The organism is Thalassovita aquimarina, from assembly GCF_018219815.1.
Lineage (GTDB): Bacteria > Pseudomonadota > Alphaproteobacteria > Rhodobacterales > Rhodobacteraceae > Thalassobius > Thalassobius aquimarinus.
Genome location: NZ_JADMKU010000015.1, coordinates 1 through 15,514, shown reverse-complemented (window position 1 = coordinate 15,514; position 15,514 = coordinate 1). Strand labels below are relative to the sequence as shown.

Sequence of the window (15,514 nt, the reverse complement as noted above, 5' to 3'; positions counted from 1 at the left end):
TACGGTCCGACCGCCAGAACGATCAGACCTTGCGGGCCAGGAACACGCCGAGGCACATCAACGCGATTCCCAGCGTGCGCTTGATCGTCAGCGGGCTTTGCAGCGCACCGAACCAGCCGAAGTGGTCGATCGCGGCGGCACAGAACAATTGCCCCAGCAACACGAAGAAGATCGCGTTGCCGATGCCGAATTTCGGCGCCACGATGGTCACGGACAGAACGTAGAAGGCAACGAAAAGCCCGGCGAGGAACAGGTGCTTGGGGGCGCTTGCGGCCTTGGCCAGCGGCGCCGCCCCGGTGGTGAGCAGCAACACCGCGACCGCGACCCACGCCACCGTGAACAGGATCGCGGCGGCTGCCACCGGCGATCCGATCCGGCCGCCAAGCGCCGCGTTCAGCGCCGCCAGAATCGGGATTCCGACGCCTGCGGCGAACATGGTCAGGGCGTAAATGGTCGTCTGGGGCAAGGCGCGTCCTCCGGGTTGCTTCGGCGGCAGGATGGTGAAAACCGTCCTGCTTGTCACCCCGATAGTCGCGGCATCGTCGTGGCGGCGGAACCGGTAACCGGGCCGCTCATCACGCGGGGCAGGGGGTGGCGGTCAGGGCGCGGCCCGCAAAGCCCCGGCCGGTGCGTTCCGGGGCTATCGCCGCGAACATGATACGTGTCAAAGTGGCATTGCGCCGGTTCTGTCAAACTGCCGGAAACCGCGACACGCAGGGAAGGAGAAGCCGGATGGTAAGAACGATTCTCGCAGCACTTTGTTTCACCGCGCTGGCCACAACGGGCCAGGCGCAGGAAATCGACAATTCCGCCCAGATCGCGGCGGGGCGCGATCTTTACATGCGCCACTGTGCCACCTGCCACGGGCTGGAAGCCAGGGGCGACGGGCCGATGGCGCCGATTCTGCTGGTGCAACCCGTCGCCTTGTCGAAGCTGGCGGCGGACAATGGCGGCGATTTCCCGCTGCTCCGGGCGATCCGGCGCATCGACGGGCGCGACCCGCTGGTCAGCCATGGCAGTTCGATGCCGGTCTACGGCGAGTTCTTCGAAGGAAACGATTCCGCGATGAAAGCCGCCAACGGTCAGCCGGTCATGACCAGCCGACCGATTGCCGATCTGGTGACTTATCTGCTAACCATTCAGGAAGAATGACAAAACGGACGGAGGCGCAGATGAAACCCCATATGATCCTGGCCGGACTGGCGGGCGTGGCGCTGTTGGTCGCCTGTGCCAATGAAACGATGCCCGAAGCCGGCGAAGGGGCTGCGCTCTATGCCGAGAATTGCTCGATCTGCCACGGCGCGACGGGACGCGGCGATGGCGAATTCGCCAAGGGCCTGCGCCCGGCCCCGGCGGACCTGACCGCGATCACCCGCCGCTATGACGGCCAGTTCCCGCGCGCGCATGTGCTGTCGGTGATCGATGGCTATACCCGGATGGACACCCCGGGTGAAAACATGCCGGAATTCGGGCTGCTGCTGGAAGGCAGCACCGTGCCGGTGGATGTCGGCGACGGGAACCTTTCGCCGGTGCCGCGGCCGCTGGCGGCGCTGATGGTCTATCTCGAAAGCATTCAGCGCTAGGCCCCGTACAGGTCCGGCCCGGCGCGCGTCATGCCCCGGTCCCCGGCTTGAGGCCTCAATCGCAGATGCCGCGCGTATCGGCCCCTGTCCACGGCACCGCCGCGATCGCGTCGATCCGGCTTTGCATCCGGTCCACCGGCAAGGCCTGAGACAGCATTTCGTGCAGCCGCCCGGTGCGCGCCGCGTTCGGCGCCAGCGCCCGGCAGCAGACGTATTCCTCGACGATCGAGGCCTGCTGTTCGTAGGAATAGTCGAGGAACCGCGCAGAGCTTTGCAGGTCGAACAGGTAGGGATCTTCACCGGTGCCATGTTCCCGCGCCGCCTTCATCGGGTGATAGCCGGTTTCGCTGCGGTTCTGCCATTGCCAGATATGGGCGGTTTCATGGGCGAACAGCATCAGCGCGTAAAGATCGGTGCCAGGCTTGTATTCCCGGGTGAAATCGTCCCGGTAGAGGTCGTCGCGCAGCAACACGGTGTTGAAGATCGTGGTGGCTGCCGGCGACCATTTGATGGTGTCGGTTTGCACCGGTGGAAATACCCGTTCCTGACAGGTCACCCGCGGCCGCGCCGGATAGCTGAAGGTGAAGCTGCGGGCGAAATGCCCGTCCGCCAGCCGCACCCTTCTGGTGTCAAGATCGTCGCCGTAAAGCGTTGCGGCGAATGATTTTTCCCCCTCGGTCAGGGGGCGGCCGCAGGCGGCGAGGAACAGCAGAAGGATCGGGGCAAAGCGCATGGCGCGATTAGGCATGCTGACGCCGTCCGGGTCCAGCCCCTTTTGCGCAGGCGGGGCGGTTCGTCAGGCCGCGAATAGCGTCGCCGTGGCGGTGGCCACCGACTTGCCCGAGCTTTCCTCGCTCATCGTGGCGCGCACGAAGGTCAGCGCGCGGCCCGCGCGGATGATCTCGGCCCGGCACAGGATCGCTGTGCCCTTGCCGGGGCGCAGGAACTGGGTGTCCATGTTGGTGGTGGCAAAGGGATGAAAGCCGCCGCGCGCGGCGCAGGCCGCCAGAACCATCGTGGTGTCCGCCATCGCCATCAGCGCCTGCCCCGACACGATGCCGCCCACCCGTGCCAGCCGGTCGGTCAAAGGCATCCTGGTGGTCAGTTCCTCGGGGCTGACGGCCTCCACCGTCAGTCCCAGATCAAGCACCCAGGGTGCGAAATTGTCTTGCAGCAGGTTCGTGATGTCTTGCGAATTCATGGGCGGCTCCTCGCGGGTTGCGGTGCCGGGACGGTATGGAAAACGCCCCCGCGCTGCAAGCGTCGTGGGGTCCCGATTTCCCGCGCGGCCGCGTCGTTTTCGGCCTGAAAACAGCAGAAGGCCCGCAAATCTGAAAAAAGTTGCAATATAGTGCGAAATATGAAATGAAAATCTTGGCTGGCCGCGGATGATCGGTCGGCTCCCAGCAATGCGCTGGCAATATAATGCCTCAATAGCGAGGCAACGGGAGGAAATATGACTACACGTAGAAAGCTTTTCGGCTTTGCTGGTGCGGCCGCCGTCGCCATTGCCACCAGCATGACCGCGATCCCCGCAATGGCTGCGGAGGTGACCCTGAGCCTGCATCACTTCCTGCCGCCGCAGGCCAATGTGCCGCGGCTGGTGCTGGATGTCTGGGCCGACAATGTTGAACGGGATTCCGGTGGCCGCATCGAGGTCGATCGCTTTCCCTCGATGGCACTGGGGGGCAAGCCGCCGGAACTGATCGATCAGGCCATCGATGGCGTCGCCGACGTTGTCTGGACGGTGGTCGGCTATACGCCGGGACGTTTCCCGCGCACCGAGGTGTTCGAACTGCCTTTCTTCGTCGAAGATGCCCGCGCGGCGTCCTACGCCTATTGGAAACTGTTCGAATCCGACATGCAGGACACCGACTTCAGGGATGTGAAGATTCTCGCGACCTGGGTGCACGGGCCCGGCATGTTCCACACCAACAAGCCGGTTCATGTGCCCAGCGACCTGGAAGGCATGAAGATCCGCGGCGGTTCGCGTCTGGTCAACGACCTGCTGAACCGCGTCGGCGCGACCCCGGTCGGCATGCCGGTGCCCGCCGTGTCCGAGGCCCTGGCCAAGGGCGTGCTGGATGGCACCACCATTCCGTGGGAAGTGACCACCGCGCTGAAGGTGCCGGAACTGGTGAGCAACCACACCGAGTTCGACGGTCCGGCGCTGTATGACCTGACCTTCGTCCTGGCGATGAACAAGGACAAGTACGAATCGCTTCCCGATGACCTGAAGGCCGTAATCGACAAGAATTCGGGCCTCGAGTTCTCCATCTTCGCGGGGGGCACGCAGGCCGATGCCGACGGCCCGGCCCGCGAAATCGCGGTGAAGCGGGGCAACAACGTCTTTACCGTCAGCGAAGAGGCCGCCGCCGAATGGTCGGCTCTGGTCGAACCGATCTATGCCGATTGGGTCGCGGATCTGGAATCCAAGGGCATCGACGGTCAGTCGCTGATCAATCGCGCCCGCGCGCTGATGGCGGAATATCCCGGCGCCAACTGACCCCGGGAACGACAGGAATGGGCCGTGGCGGGGATCGCCGCGGCCCATTTCTTATGCGCCAAGGGCTATTTTCCGGGATGCGGCTGCGCCCTGATCGTGGCCGCAGGAGCAGCAGGGGGATGTTCCATCCGCTCGGGATCGCGAAATGTGCAATAAAATGCAAAAAGCGGCGCAAAATATTTGCAATACCGTTGGTCGTGATGCAGGATAACGCACAAATCGACTCGTATTTTGGGAGGAATAGGTGTCACAGCAGCAATTCATGGAATTGATGGGAAAGGTGGCCGACGGCATTGCCGGGCTGCCGCTTGATCAGGCGCTCGAGGACAAGCTGAACGCGGAGTTCCCGGCCGGGGGCGAAGATTTCCGCGCCCTTGCGCGGCTCTGCGCCGAGGGTGAGGCGGAGGGCTGGCTGATGGCGCGCGAAGCGGGCGGCATCAAGTTCGGTCGCGCGGTCAAGCCGGGCGCGGAGGCGGGCGATTTCAGCGTCGACGTGGTGCGCATGAAGGATGTGCGCGGCCCGCATCACGTCCACACCACCGGCGAAATCGGGGCGATCATGCCGCTGTCGGGCGATCCGCATTTCGATGGCCGGCCCGAGGGCTGGTACGTCTACGGACCCGGGACACAGCATCACCCGACGGTATCGGGCGGCGACGCTTACATCCTGTATCTGCTGCCGGAGGGCGCAATCGAATTCACCGGCAAGTGAGCCGGGGCGAGGGAGGACGCCATGAAAGACAATGAAAACGCGGCGGTCTGGTTTGTCGACCGTCATATCGCCGAAGGCCGGGCCGACAAGCTCGCCTTCCGCGAAGCCGACGGCGAACGGCGCGACCTGAGCTATGGTCGGCTGGCGCAGGAAACGTCGACATTCGCCGGGGCGCTTTACCGTCACGGCGTGCGCCGGGAAGAACGGGTCGCCATGGTGGTGCGCGACCAGATCGAATTTCCGGTGGTGTTCTGGGGCGCGCTGAAGGCCGGTGCCATCCCGGTGCCGATCAACACGCTGCTGTCCAGCCAGATCTATGAAGACATCCTGACCGACAGCCGCGCCTCGGTGCTGGTGGTGTCCGAGGACCTGTGGGACACGGTCAGGCCCGCGCTTGACGGCAATCCCTTCCTGCGCTCGGTGGTGGTGATCGGCGACGCGCCCGAGGGAACCGAAAGCTACACCGATTTCATCGCCGGGGCCGATCCGGTCGACACGGTGCAGGCAAGCGGCGACGAACTGGCCTTCTGGCTTTATTCCTCGGGGTCCACCGGTATGCCCAAGGGGGTGCGCCATGTGCATTCCAGCCTGCAGGCGACGGCCGAGCTGTTCGGCCAGGGTGTCGTCGGGATCGGCGAGGATGACGTGGTCTATTCGGTGGCCAAGATGTTCTTCGCATACGGGCTGGGCAATGCCATGTCCTTCCCGATGTCGGTGGGCGCGACGACGATCCTGATGGGCGGGAGGCCGACGCCGGACGGTGTGTTCGATCTGTTCGCTACCCACAAGCCGACGATTTTCTGCGGCGTGCCCACGCTGTTCGCCGCCCTTGTCGCGGCGCAGGAAAAAAACGGCGGCAAGCCCGAAACCGCGCTGCGGCTCTGCACCTCGGCGGGCGAGGCGCTACCGCGCGATGTCGGCGAGCGCTGGAAGGCGCTTTGGGGCGTCGACATCATCGACGGTGTCGGGTCGACCGAGATGCTGCACATCTTCCTGTCGAACCGACCCGGCGACATCGCCTATGGCACTTCCGGCCTGCCGGTGCCGGGGTACGAGGTGCGGCTGGTCGACGAACATGACGAAGATGTCGGTGACGGCGAGGTGGGTGAACTTCTGGTGCGCGGGCCGTCTTCGGCCGAAGGCTACTGGAACCGCCGCCACAAGAGCCAGGCGACCTTCCAAGGCCACTGGACCCGCACCGGCGACAAGTACGAACGCACCGCCGAGGGCCGCTTCGTCTACTGCGGCCGAACCGATGACATGTTCAAGGTGTCCGGCATCTGGGTGTCGCCCTTCGAGGTCGAACAGGCCCTGATCGAACATCCTGCCGTTCTCGAGGCGGCGGTGGTGCCGTGGCCGGACGAAAAGGGTCTGGAGAAGCCAAAGGCCTACGTCGTGCTGAAGGACGGCAACAACGAGGCGGAGATTGGGAATCTGAAGGATTTCGTCAAGGAACAGATCGGCATGTGGAAATATCCCCGCTGGGTCGATGTGGTGCCGGACCTGCCGAAAACCGCCACCGGTAAGATACAGCGCTTCAAATTGCGGGGGCCGGAACGATGCTGATCGATTGGAAGGACGGGCAAACCGGGGCGCTGACCGCCGGGGGCAAGTCGCTGGAATATGCCTGTTTCGGCCCCGCGCCGGAGCAGGCCCCTACCATCGTCATGCTGCATGAAGGCCTGGGATGCGTGGCGCTATGGCGCGATTTTCCGCAGCGGGTGGCGCAGGCCACCGGCTTCGGCGTCTTCGTCTATTCCCGCGCGGGCTATGGCCAATCCGATCCCGTCGACCTGCCGCGGCCGCTCGATTACATGACCCGCGAGGCGCTGGACGTGCTGCCCGGGGCTCTCGACGTGATCGGTTTTCAGAACGGGATCTTGTTCGGACATTCCGACGGTGCCACGATCGCCGCGATCTATGCCGGTTCGGTCGAGGATTTCCGCGTCCGCGGGCTGATCCTGATGGCGCCGCATTTCTTCACCGAAGACATGGGGCTGGCCGAGATCGCCAAGGCGAAGGAACTCTATGAGACCGGCGATCTGAGGGACAGAATGGCCCGCTATCATCGCGATCCCGATAATGCCTTCCGCGGCTGGAACGACAGCTGGCTGGCGCCGGGCTTCAAGGACTGGAATGTGGGCGAGGTGATAGATTACCTGCGCATCCCTGTTCTGGCGATCCAGGGGCGCGACGATCAATACGGCACCCTAGCGCAGATCGAGGAGATCGACAGTCGCTGCTACGCGCCGGTCGAAATCGCCATTCTCGACGATTGCCGCCATGCGCCGCATCTGGATCAGCCGGAGCGGACACTGGCGGAAATCGCGGAATTCGCCGACCGGCTGGAACGGATCGAGCACGAAAGCGTGCCGGTCACATAGTCCCGCAGGCGGAGGAACGGATGATGGACCGGGCTGCAAGCGAAGCGGATTTGTTCGCCTGGCGGCCGCCCCATGCCTATCTGCCGGGGCGGACGCCACGCCACCCGCGCGATCTGTTCGATCCGATCAGGGCCACGGTGACGGAAGCCATGCCAGACCCCGGTGGCAGTCCTGCCTGGCGGATCGGGCTTGATCTGCTGCGCGAAGGTTTCTTCTGGGAGGCGCATGAAGTGTTGGAGCCGGTCTGGATGGCCTGCCCGCCCAACAGCGCCGAGAAACTGCTGGCGCAGGCGGTGATACAGTTCGCCAATGCCGCGCTGAAGCGTGTCATGGACCGGCCTGCCGCCGCGCAGCGTCTGCTGCGCCTGGCGGACGATCTGACGGAAGAAGCCTTCGGTCGCGGCGGCGCGCTGATTCTCGGGCTGGGTCGCGCGGATCTGGCGGGGGTTCGAGCGGTGGTGTCGATCGAGTCTGATGGAAAAAATATGCATCATAATGCATAGTACGAAGATTGAAATGCGATTGTTGCGGAAAAATTGCCAATAATTGAAATAGCTTGGCTGAATATCTGCAATATCCTGCTTTACGATGATGAATAGAGCACTATAGTGCACTTAACGAGATGAAAGGAGACCGTCCATGACCAAGGTCATCGACTTCCAGACCGACCCCAGCAAGTACCGCCACTGGCGGGTGGAGTATGACGGGCCCGTCGCCAACCTCTACATGGATGTGGACGAAGACGGCGGCCTGTTCGACGGCTACAAGCTGAAGTTGAATTCCTACGATCTGGGGGTGGATATCGAACTGTCCGATATCGTTCAGCGGATGCGGTTCGAACATCCCGAGGTCAAGGTCGTGGTGATGAAGTCGGCCAAGGACAAGGTGTTCTGCGCCGGCGCCAATATCCGCATGCTGGGTGGCGCGGCGCATGGTCACAAGGTTAACTTCTGCAAGTTCACCAACGAAACCCGCAACACCTATGAGGCGGCCGAGGAAGATTCCGGGCAGAAATACATCGCCGCCGTCAAGGGATCCTGCGCCGGCGGCGGCTACGAACTGGCGCTGGCCTGCAACCATATCATGCTGACCGATGACAGTTCGTCCGCCGTCGCGCTGCCCGAGGTGCCGCTGCTGGCGGTGCTGCCCGGCACCGGCGGCCTGACCCGGGTCACCGACAAGCGCAAGGTGCGCCGTGACCGCGCCGACATCTTCTGCTCGATCGAGGAAGGCGTGCGCGGCAAGCGGGCCAAGGACTGGCGACTTGTCGACGAGGTGATCCCGAATTCCAAGTTCGACGACACCGTGCAGAAACGTGCCCGGGAATTCGCGGCGGCTTCGTCCAAGCCGGATGTGGAGCAGGGGATCGCGCTGACCCCGCTGAACCGCACCATCGCCGAGGACGGTTCGCTCACCTATTCCGCGGTCGAGGTCGTGGTCGATCGCAAGGGACGCACCGCCACCATTACCATTCACGGCCCTGAGGCCGACGCCCCCGCCGACATGGATGCCTTCACCGCTGAGGGCGATCAGGCTTACATGTTGCGGGTCGCCCGCGAACTGGACGACGCGATCCTGCACCTGCGTCTGAACGAAATGGAACTGGGCCTGCTGGTGTTCCGCACCCAGGGCGATCCGGAACGGTTGGTCTCGCATGAAGCGCTGTTGATGCAAAACGCCGATCACTGGCTGGCCAATGAGGTGCTGAAATACTGGAAGCGGATCCTCAAGCGGATCGACGTGACCTCGCGCTCGATGGTGGCGCTGGTCGAACACGGGTCCTGCTTTACCGGCATCTTTGCCGAAATCCTGTTCGCGGTGGATCGCAGCTACATGATGGAGGACGAATTCGAAGGCGATAACCGTCCGCTTGCCACCGTCACCCTGACCGACGCCAATTTCGGCCCGTTCCCGATGGGCAACGACCTGACCCGCCTGCAGACCCGTTTCCTCGGGGAACCCGAAGCGGTGGACAGGGCCGCGGGTGCCAAGGGCGATGCGCTGGAGGCGCAAGAGGCCGACGATCTGGGACTTGTGACCATGATCCTCGACGATATCGACTGGGAAGACGAAATCCGCGTCTTCATGGAAGAACGCGCCAGCTTCTCGCCCGACGCGATGACCGGGATGGAAGCCAACCTGCGCTTCGCCGGGCCGGAAACCATGGAAACCCGCATCTTCGGCCGGCTGACTGCCTGGCAGAACTGGATATTCAATCGCCCCAACGCGGTCGGCCCGGACGGCGCCCTGCAGCGCTACGGCACCGGCATCCGGGGCGACTACAATATGGAACGTGTGTGACAGAATGGTGGGGTGATCCGGCCCTGCTTAAGCCGGCAGGGTGGGGCTGCAACCCACCTCCCAGAGGAGGAAACAAATGCTCGACCTGATCAATGTCAGCTATGACACCCAGATACCCAACAATGTCGGCCTCAGCTCCGACAAGCGCGTGCTCAAGGCGCTGGAAAAATGGCATCCGGGCTACATCAACTGGTGGAACGACCTGATCCCCGACAATTTCCAGCAATCGCTGGTCTATCTTCGGACCGCCGTTTCGGTCGATCCGAAGGGCTGGGCCAAGTTCGACTATGTGAAAATGCCGGAATACCGCTGGGGCGTCCTGCTGGCTCCCGAGGTCGAAGACCGCCGCATCCCCTGCGGCGAACATGCCGGCGAACCGGCCTGGCAGGAAGTGCCGGGCGAATACCGCAACCTGCTCAAGCGCCTGATCGTGATCCAGGGCGACACCGAACCGGCATCGGTCGAACAGCAGCGGTTCCTGGCGCTGTCGGCGCCGTCGCTTTACGACATGCGCAACCTGTTCCAGGTCAACGTGGAAGAGGGCCGTCACCTCTGGGCGATGGTTTACCTGCTGCACAAGTATTTCGGCCGCGACGGCCGCGAAGAAGCCGATGATCTGCTGCGCCGTTCCTCGGGGTCGGAAGAAGCGCCGCGCATGCTGGGCGCCTTCAACGAGGAAACCCCGGACTGGCTGTCCTTCTTCATGTTCACCTATTTCACCGACCGCGACGGCAAGATGCAGCTGGAAAGCCTGGCGCAATCGGGTTTCGACCCGTTGTCGCGCACCTGCCGCTTCATGCTGACCGAAGAGGCGCACCACATGTTCGTGGGCGAAACCGGCGTCGGCCGCACCATCCAGAAGACCTGCGAGGTGATGAACGAACACGGTATCGAAGATCCCTACGATATCGACAAGATCCGCAGCTACGGCGTGATCGACCTGCCGACGATCCAGAAGAAGCTGAACCTGCACTACACCCTGTCGCTGGACCTGTTCGGCCAGGAAGTGTCGACCAATGCCGCCAACGCCTTCAATGCCGGGATCAAGGGCCGCTACCAGGAACACCGGCTCGACGACGACCACATGCTGAAGAACGACACCTACACGGTGTGGGATCTGGAAGACGGCAAGGTGGTGCGCAAGGACGTTCCGGCGCTGACCGCGATCAACATGCGCCTGCGCGACGATTACACCCGGGACGCCTCGGGCGGTGTCGGCCGCTGGAACAAGATCATCGAAAAAGCCGGGATCCAGTTCGAACTGAAACTGCCGCATGAATCCTTCCACCGCCAGATCGGCGTCTTCTCGGGGCATAACTTCAATCCCGACGGCGTGCTGGTGTCCGGCGCGGAATATGACGAGGGCGTGAAGAACTGGCTGCCGACCCATGCCGATGGCGACTACATCCAGTCGCTGATGAAACCGGTCTACGAACCGGGCCAGTACGCCAGCTGGATCGCTGCGCCGAAAGTCGGCATCGACAACAAGCCGGGCGATTTCGAATACGTTAAACTGCACATGGCGTGAGCCTCACGCGAAAAGACGGGCAAGGCGGTGCGCCGCCTTGCCGGCACGGAATGGACGAAGGACCAACAGCAGGAGACCGACCATGGAAGCGCAACGACTTTCCGGCTACGCCCCGCGCACTGCGGAGATCGGCCAGCAACTGATCAAGATGGACGGCCCCTGTATCGGATGCACCGGCTGCCAGGGCCTGTGCCGGGTCCTGATCGACATGATGACGGTCCCAGATGCCCTGCTGAAGCGGGAGAGCGCGGAATGAACAAGCCGGTCAAACAACATCTGATCGACCCCGAAATCTGCATTCGCTGCTACACCTGCGAAATGACCTGCCCGCTGGGCGCGATCCACCATGACGACAACAACGTGGTGGTGGATGCCGAGGCCTGTGATTTCTGCATGGATTGCATCCCGGTCTGCCCGACCGGGTCGATCGACGAATGGCGGGTGGTGGCGACCCCCTATTCGATGGACGATCAGTTTTCCTGGGACGAATTGCCCGGGCAGGACGATCTGGGGCTCGACGAGGCCGCCACCTCGGTCGAGGCGCTGGACGATGCGATGGCCGCGCTGCTGGCCGATGCGCACAAGGGGGCAGGGGGCAAGGCCAGGGCGCCTGCGACCGCCGCCAAGCCCAGCGTCAACATGTACAATCTGGGCAAGCCCGCCATCGCCCGGGTGCAGGGCAATTACAGCCTGACCGACGACCCCGGTCACGACGTGCGCCACATCATCCTTGATCTGGGCGCGACGCCGTTCCCGGTGCTGGAAGGTCAGTCGATCGGGATCATCCCGCCGGGCGCGGACGAAAACGGCAATCCGCACCTGCCGCGGCTTTACTCGATTTCCAGCCCGCGCGACGGCGAGCGGCCGAATTTCAACAATCTCTCGCTGACGGTGAAACGGGAAGAAAACGGGCTGTGCTCAAACTATGTCTGCGACCTGAAGCCGGGCGACGAGGTCAGGATAACCGGCCCGTTCGGCGCCACCTTCCTGATGCCCGACGATCCGCAGGCACGGTTGCTGATGATCTGCACCGGCACCGGATCCGCGCCGATGCGCGCCTTCACCATGCGCCGGCAGCGCACGGTCGGCGGCAAATCGGGCGGCATGACCATGTTCTTCGGCGCCCGGGCACCCGAAAGCCTGCCCTATTTCGGGCCGCTGAAAAAGGTGCCGCAGGACCTGCTGGACCAGCACCTGGTCTATAGCCGGCTCGAAGGGGAACCGAAGGAATACGTGCAGGACCGGATCGTTCAGGAACAGGATAAGGTCGCCGACCTGCTGCTGGACCCGAAAACCCATATTTATATCTGCGGCTTGCGCGGCATGGAGGACGGGGTCGACAGGGCCTTCGCCTCGATCGCCGAAAGCCTTGGTGAACAATGGGTCGCCCTGCGCGACGTGATGCGCGAAGAAGGCAGGTACCACGTTGAAACCTACTGACACGGGCCGTCCCGAAACCGCGTACCGGCACGAAATCCGGGTGACTTGGGGGGATTGCGACCCGGCCCGGATCGCCTATACCGCGCGCATCCCGTGGTTCGCGCTCGATGCGATCAATGGCTGGTGGGAACATCACCTTGGGGGGGACGGCTGGTTCCAGATGGAACTGGACCGCAATATGGGCACGCCCTTCGTGCATATGTCGCTCGATTTCACCGCCCCGGTGACCCCCCGGCACCGGCTGATTTGTCACGTCTGGCCGACCCGGCTGGGCGACACCTCGGTCGAATTCCGGGTCGATGGGGTGCAGGATGGCGTGACCTGTTTTTCCGGCCGCTTCGTCAACGTGTTTACAATAGCCGACAAGTTCCGTAAGTCGCCCCCGCCCGAAGAAATCCGCCGGATCGTGGAAGCCCGGATTCCCGCGGCGCAGTCCGGCTAGGAAACCGGGCGCATTGATGGGCTGGATGATTGATTTGCGCCGTCATTCACCTATGATATGCATTATATTACACTCGAGGTCGGCATGGCGGAAATCACCACATTCAGCGGCAAAGTGACCGGTCCCGACACTGTGAAATCCGCCGAAGAGGCCGCCGCGGAACTGTTGTCCCAAGTCGGGCAGCGGGTGCGCCGGGTGCGCGAACGCAAGGGCATCCCGCGCCGCGTGCTGTCCGAACTTTCCGGCGTGTCGCCGCGCTATCTGGCGCAGCTGGAAAGCGGCGCGGGCAATATCTCGATCGGGTTGCTGAAACGGGTGGCCGATGCTCTCGATCACCGCATCGAATGGCTGGTGGGCGAAGAGGACCCGTGGAATTCCGACGTGCAGAGGATCGCCGAACTCTACCGCTCGGCCGACCGGGAAACGCGCAAGGCGGTGACCCGGCTGCTGTCCTATGAAGCCGAGGGATCGTTGCGTGCGTCGCGGATTTGCCTGATCGGTCTGCGCGGGGCGGGCAAATCGACGCTGGGGCGCCGCGTTGGCGATGACCTGGGCATCCCGTTCCTGGAACTGAACCGCGAAATCGAGGATCACGCCGGCATGCCGGTGTCCGAGATCATGGCGCTGTACGGGCAGGAAGGGTACCGCAAACTGGAAACCGACGCGCTGGACCGGGTGGTGGCGACCCATGACAAGGTGGTGCTTGCCGTCGCAGGCGGCATCGTTGCAGAACCGGGCACCTACGGCAAGCTGCTGTCGCGCTTCCACACGATCTGGCTCAAGGCCACCCCCGAGGAACACATGGACCGGGTCCGCGCCCAGGGCGACGAACGTCCGATGGCCGGCAATCCCGAAGCGATGGCGCAGCTGAAATCGATCCTGCAAAGCCGCGAGGTGCTGTACGAGCGGGCCGAGGCCATGCTCGACACCTCGCACGTGTCCGAGGATGTCGCGCTGCGCCGCCTGCTGACGCTGATCGAAGAGCGCGGTTTCATCGAATGACCCGCCGCGCCGCGGATCGCGCGGGGCAGGGGGGCAGGATACCACGGCGCAGCTCGGCGACGACGGGGCCGGATGGCCGGGCACTGCGCCACATCGACCGGGCCGAACGGGCCGCCACGGCGCCGGACGGGCTGCGAGCCGACCCGGTGGCGCTGGACACCGTCGCGGTGCTGGGCAGCGGCATGATGGCGGTGGGCATTGCCCGGGAACTCCTCGGGGCCGGGCTCAGCGTGCTGTTGCTGGATGACGACGCCGCGGATCTGCAGCGGGCCCGCGACCATCTTGACCGCCGCGCCCGGATCGAACGCGAAAGCGGCGTGACCGGCGCGGCGGAGGCCACCGCCCGGCTACGCACCGGCAACGACATCGCCGCGGCGGCTACCGCGATGCTGGCAATCGTGGCCTGTCCCGAAAACCCGGCGGACGAGCCGGGGATGTTCCGGACGCTGGAACGGCACATGCCGGCGGGCGCGATCCTTGCCTCCGGCAGCGCCACGACCGATTTCGCCGCTATCGGGGCAGGCCTGAACGATCCCTCGCGCCTGCTCGGGTTGCATTTCTCCATCCCCGCCGATCGGACGACGCTGGTGGAAATCGCCCGCGCCCCGGCCACCTCGGGCACCGCGCTGGCCACCGGTTTGGCGCTGGTGCGGCGGCTGGGAAAGATCCCGGTGCCGGTCCGCCCCGGCAAGGGCGGCATCGGCGACCGCCTCACCGCGCGCTGCCTCGAGGTGGCCGATATCCTGCTGATGGACGGCACCAATCCGTGGGAACTGGACGAAGCGATGGAGGCGTTCGGTTTCGCGATGGGCCCTTACGAGGCGCAGGATCAGGTCGGGCTCGACATCGCCTATGCCGAAAGACGCCGCGCCGATGCCCACCGCGATCCAGCGCGCCGCTACATCCCGATTTCCGACCGCATGGTGCAGGAGGGCCGGCTGGGCCGCAAGGTGGGGGTGGGCTGGTACCGCTACCCGGGTGGCGGCGGCAAGGTGATCGACCCACTGCTCGAGGATCTGGTGCTGGAGGAAGCCTATTTCGCCAAGGTCACCCGCCGGGCCTTCAGCGACGACGAAATCCGCGAACGCCTGCTGCTGGCGATGATCAACGAGGCGGCGGAAATCCTGCGCGACGGCACCGCGCGGCGGGCCAGCGACATCGACCTGGTCAGCGTGCACGGCTTGGGCTTCCCGCGCGCGCGCGGCGGGCTGATCCATTACGCCGACACGCTGGGCGCGGCGCATATCGTCGCGCGGCTGCAGGCCTTCGCCGCCGAAGACCCGGCCGAATGGCGGATCAGCCCCCTGTTGCTGGACGCCGCGAAAACCGGCCGGAAACTGGCGGATTGCGGGTAGGGAACTCCCCGTGCCGCCCATCCCAAAGCCTGATGCAAAGCATCAGGCTACGCGCCCGACCCGCCCCATGGGCGGGCGCGTTCCGCACCCACCCCGGACCGGGCGCGTTCCGCACCCACCCCGGACCGGGCGCGTGGGCTATGGTTGGCAGTGTATTTGTAGAAATGGATAGGGTTTCTAGGTGCCTAGGGTCAGGACCCATTGATTTCCGCCGGGTGGCGTGATTCACCGTTCGAAAAACGAGCGGTAAAATGTCTGACC

17 protein-coding genes are annotated in these 15,514 nt (G+C 64.2%); 14 read left to right on the top strand and 3 right to left on the bottom strand.

What is annotated here, in order from left to right; genetic code table 11:
- Positions 1–22 precede the first annotated feature (22 nt).
- The gene (locus IT775_RS15165; protein ID WP_212702150.1) at positions 23–436 is read right to left on the bottom strand and encodes a DMT family transporter; all 414 of its coding nucleotides are present in this window, start codon (positions 434–436) and stop codon (positions 23–25) included.
- A gap of 296 nt (positions 437–732) precedes the next feature.
- Between IT775_RS15165 and IT775_RS15160 the strand changes: the two genes are divergently transcribed.
- Entirely contained in the window at positions 733–1,152 is a 420-nt protein-coding gene (locus tag IT775_RS15160) for a c-type cytochrome (RefSeq protein WP_212702002.1), read from the top strand.
- Positions 1,149–1,583: a c-type cytochrome gene (locus IT775_RS15155; protein ID WP_246525632.1), complete on the top strand. Its 435-nt coding sequence runs from the start codon at positions 1,149–1,151 to the stop codon at positions 1,581–1,583. Before IT775_RS15160 ends, IT775_RS15155 begins: the two co-directional genes overlap by 4 nt.
- Positions 1,584–1,638: 55 nt before the next feature.
- Here IT775_RS15155 and IT775_RS15150 read toward each other — a convergent pair whose 3' ends face one another.
- Both IT775_RS15150 and IT775_RS15145 read right to left on the bottom strand, forming a co-directional pair.
- Entirely contained in the window at positions 1,639–2,331 is a 693-nt protein-coding gene (locus IT775_RS15150; RefSeq protein WP_246525630.1) for a hypothetical protein, read from the bottom strand.
- A 48-nt stretch (positions 2,332–2,379) separates the two neighbouring features.
- Positions 2,380–2,784 (bottom strand): PaaI family thioesterase, encoded by a 405-nt coding sequence (locus tag IT775_RS15145; RefSeq protein ID WP_212701993.1) that lies wholly within the window; start codon positions 2,782–2,784, stop codon positions 2,380–2,382.
- Between the two features lie 255 nt (positions 2,785–3,039).
- On the opposite strand from IT775_RS15145, the gene IT775_RS15140 reads away from it, so the two are divergent.
- The 12 genes from IT775_RS15140 (at position 3,040) to IT775_RS15085 (ending at position 15,253) form a co-directional block, all read left to right on the top strand.
- On the top strand, positions 3,040–4,089 hold the full coding sequence (locus tag IT775_RS15140) for a TRAP transporter substrate-binding protein (RefSeq protein WP_212701992.1): 1,050 nt from the start codon (positions 3,040–3,042) through the stop codon (positions 4,087–4,089).
- A 244-nt stretch (positions 4,090–4,333) separates the two neighbouring features.
- Complete coding sequence (locus IT775_RS15135; protein ID WP_212701989.1) at positions 4,334–4,801, top strand: 4-hydroxylaminobenzoate lyase; 468 nt, start codon at positions 4,334–4,336, stop codon at positions 4,799–4,801.
- Positions 4,802–4,822: 21 nt separating this feature from the next.
- The gene (locus IT775_RS15130; RefSeq protein WP_212701987.1) at positions 4,823–6,367 is read left to right on the top strand and encodes a benzoate-CoA ligase family protein; all 1,545 of its coding nucleotides are present in this window, start codon (positions 4,823–4,825) and stop codon (positions 6,365–6,367) included.
- The gene (locus tag IT775_RS15125) at positions 6,361–7,185 is read left to right on the top strand and encodes an alpha/beta fold hydrolase (protein ID WP_212701977.1); all 825 of its coding nucleotides are present in this window, start codon (positions 6,361–6,363) and stop codon (positions 7,183–7,185) included. The genes IT775_RS15130 and IT775_RS15125 overlap by 7 nt, the downstream gene beginning before the upstream one ends.
- Before the next feature lie 23 nt (positions 7,186–7,208).
- Positions 7,209–7,688, top strand: a complete 480-nt coding sequence (locus tag IT775_RS15120; protein ID WP_212701968.1) for a DUF309 domain-containing protein — start codon at positions 7,209–7,211, stop codon at positions 7,686–7,688.
- A gap of 136 nt (positions 7,689–7,824) precedes the next feature.
- Positions 7,825–9,486, top strand: a complete 1,662-nt coding sequence (gene boxC, locus IT775_RS15115; RefSeq protein WP_212701966.1) for a 2,3-epoxybenzoyl-CoA dihydrolase — start codon at positions 7,825–7,827, stop codon at positions 9,484–9,486.
- A 76-nt stretch (positions 9,487–9,562) separates the two neighbouring features.
- The gene (gene boxB, locus IT775_RS15110; protein WP_212701964.1) at positions 9,563–11,014 is read left to right on the top strand and encodes a benzoyl-CoA 2,3-epoxidase subunit BoxB; all 1,452 of its coding nucleotides are present in this window, start codon (positions 9,563–9,565) and stop codon (positions 11,012–11,014) included.
- An 82-nt stretch (positions 11,015–11,096) separates the two neighbouring features.
- A complete protein-coding gene (locus tag IT775_RS15105; protein WP_212701962.1) occupies positions 11,097–11,270 on the top strand; it encodes a hypothetical protein in 174 nt (57 codons plus the stop codon).
- On the top strand, positions 11,267–12,454 hold the full coding sequence (gene boxA / locus IT775_RS15100) for a benzoyl-CoA 2,3-epoxidase subunit BoxA (protein WP_212701960.1): 1,188 nt from the start codon (positions 11,267–11,269) through the stop codon (positions 12,452–12,454). The genes IT775_RS15105 and boxA overlap by 4 nt, the downstream gene beginning before the upstream one ends.
- The gene (locus IT775_RS15095) at positions 12,441–12,896 is read left to right on the top strand and encodes an acyl-CoA thioesterase (RefSeq protein WP_218958632.1); all 456 of its coding nucleotides are present in this window, start codon (positions 12,441–12,443) and stop codon (positions 12,894–12,896) included. Before boxA ends, IT775_RS15095 begins: the two co-directional genes overlap by 14 nt.
- A gap of 57 nt (positions 12,897–12,953) precedes the next feature.
- Positions 12,954–13,898 carry a helix-turn-helix transcriptional regulator gene (locus tag IT775_RS15090; protein WP_246525628.1) on the top strand — a complete coding sequence of 315 codons (945 nt, stop codon included), beginning with the start codon at positions 12,954–12,956 and terminating at the stop codon, positions 13,896–13,898.
- Complete coding sequence (locus IT775_RS15085) at positions 13,895–15,253, top strand: 3-hydroxyacyl-CoA dehydrogenase (protein ID WP_212701958.1); 1,359 nt, start codon at positions 13,895–13,897, stop codon at positions 15,251–15,253. Before IT775_RS15090 ends, IT775_RS15085 begins: the two co-directional genes overlap by 4 nt.
- Positions 15,254–15,514: the final 261 nt, after the last annotated feature.

What these genes read in the sequence shown, in the direction of transcription:
- IT775_RS15145 (WP_212701993.1), bottom strand. Translation starts at nt 2,784, where the DNA reads ATGAATTCGCAAGACATCACGAACCTGCTGCAAGACAATTTCGCACCC.
- IT775_RS15130 (WP_212701987.1), top strand. Translation starts at nt 4,823, where the DNA reads ATGAAAGACAATGAAAACGCGGCGGTCTGGTTTGTCGACCGTCATATC.
- IT775_RS15140 (WP_212701992.1), top strand. Translation starts at nt 3,040, where the DNA reads ATGACTACACGTAGAAAGCTTTTCGGCTTTGCTGGTGCGGCCGCCGTC.
- boxC (WP_212701966.1), top strand. Translation starts at nt 7,825, where the DNA reads ATGACCAAGGTCATCGACTTCCAGACCGACCCCAGCAAGTACCGCCAC.
- IT775_RS15125 (WP_212701977.1), top strand. Translation starts at nt 6,361, where the DNA reads ATGCTGATCGATTGGAAGGACGGGCAAACCGGGGCGCTGACCGCCGGG.
- IT775_RS15165 (WP_212702150.1), bottom strand. Translation starts at nt 436, where the DNA reads ATGTTCGCCGCAGGCGTCGGAATCCCGATTCTGGCGGCGCTGAACGCG.
- IT775_RS15120 (WP_212701968.1), top strand. Translation starts at nt 7,209, where the DNA reads ATGGACCGGGCTGCAAGCGAAGCGGATTTGTTCGCCTGGCGGCCGCCC.
- IT775_RS15160 (WP_212702002.1), top strand. Translation starts at nt 733, where the DNA reads ATGGTAAGAACGATTCTCGCAGCACTTTGTTTCACCGCGCTGGCCACA.
- IT775_RS15085 (WP_212701958.1), top strand. Translation starts at nt 13,895, where the DNA reads ATGACCCGCCGCGCCGCGGATCGCGCGGGGCAGGGGGGCAGGATACCA.
- IT775_RS15155 (WP_246525632.1), top strand. Translation starts at nt 1,149, where the DNA reads ATGACAAAACGGACGGAGGCGCAGATGAAACCCCATATGATCCTGGCC.
- IT775_RS15090 (WP_246525628.1), top strand. Translation starts at nt 12,954, where the DNA reads ATGCATTATATTACACTCGAGGTCGGCATGGCGGAAATCACCACATTC.
- boxB (WP_212701964.1), top strand. Translation starts at nt 9,563, where the DNA reads ATGCTCGACCTGATCAATGTCAGCTATGACACCCAGATACCCAACAAT.
- IT775_RS15150 (WP_246525630.1), bottom strand. Translation starts at nt 2,331, where the DNA reads ATGCCTAATCGCGCCATGCGCTTTGCCCCGATCCTTCTGCTGTTCCTC.
- IT775_RS15105 (WP_212701962.1), top strand. Translation starts at nt 11,097, where the DNA reads ATGGAAGCGCAACGACTTTCCGGCTACGCCCCGCGCACTGCGGAGATC.
- boxA (WP_212701960.1), top strand. Translation starts at nt 11,267, where the DNA reads ATGAACAAGCCGGTCAAACAACATCTGATCGACCCCGAAATCTGCATT.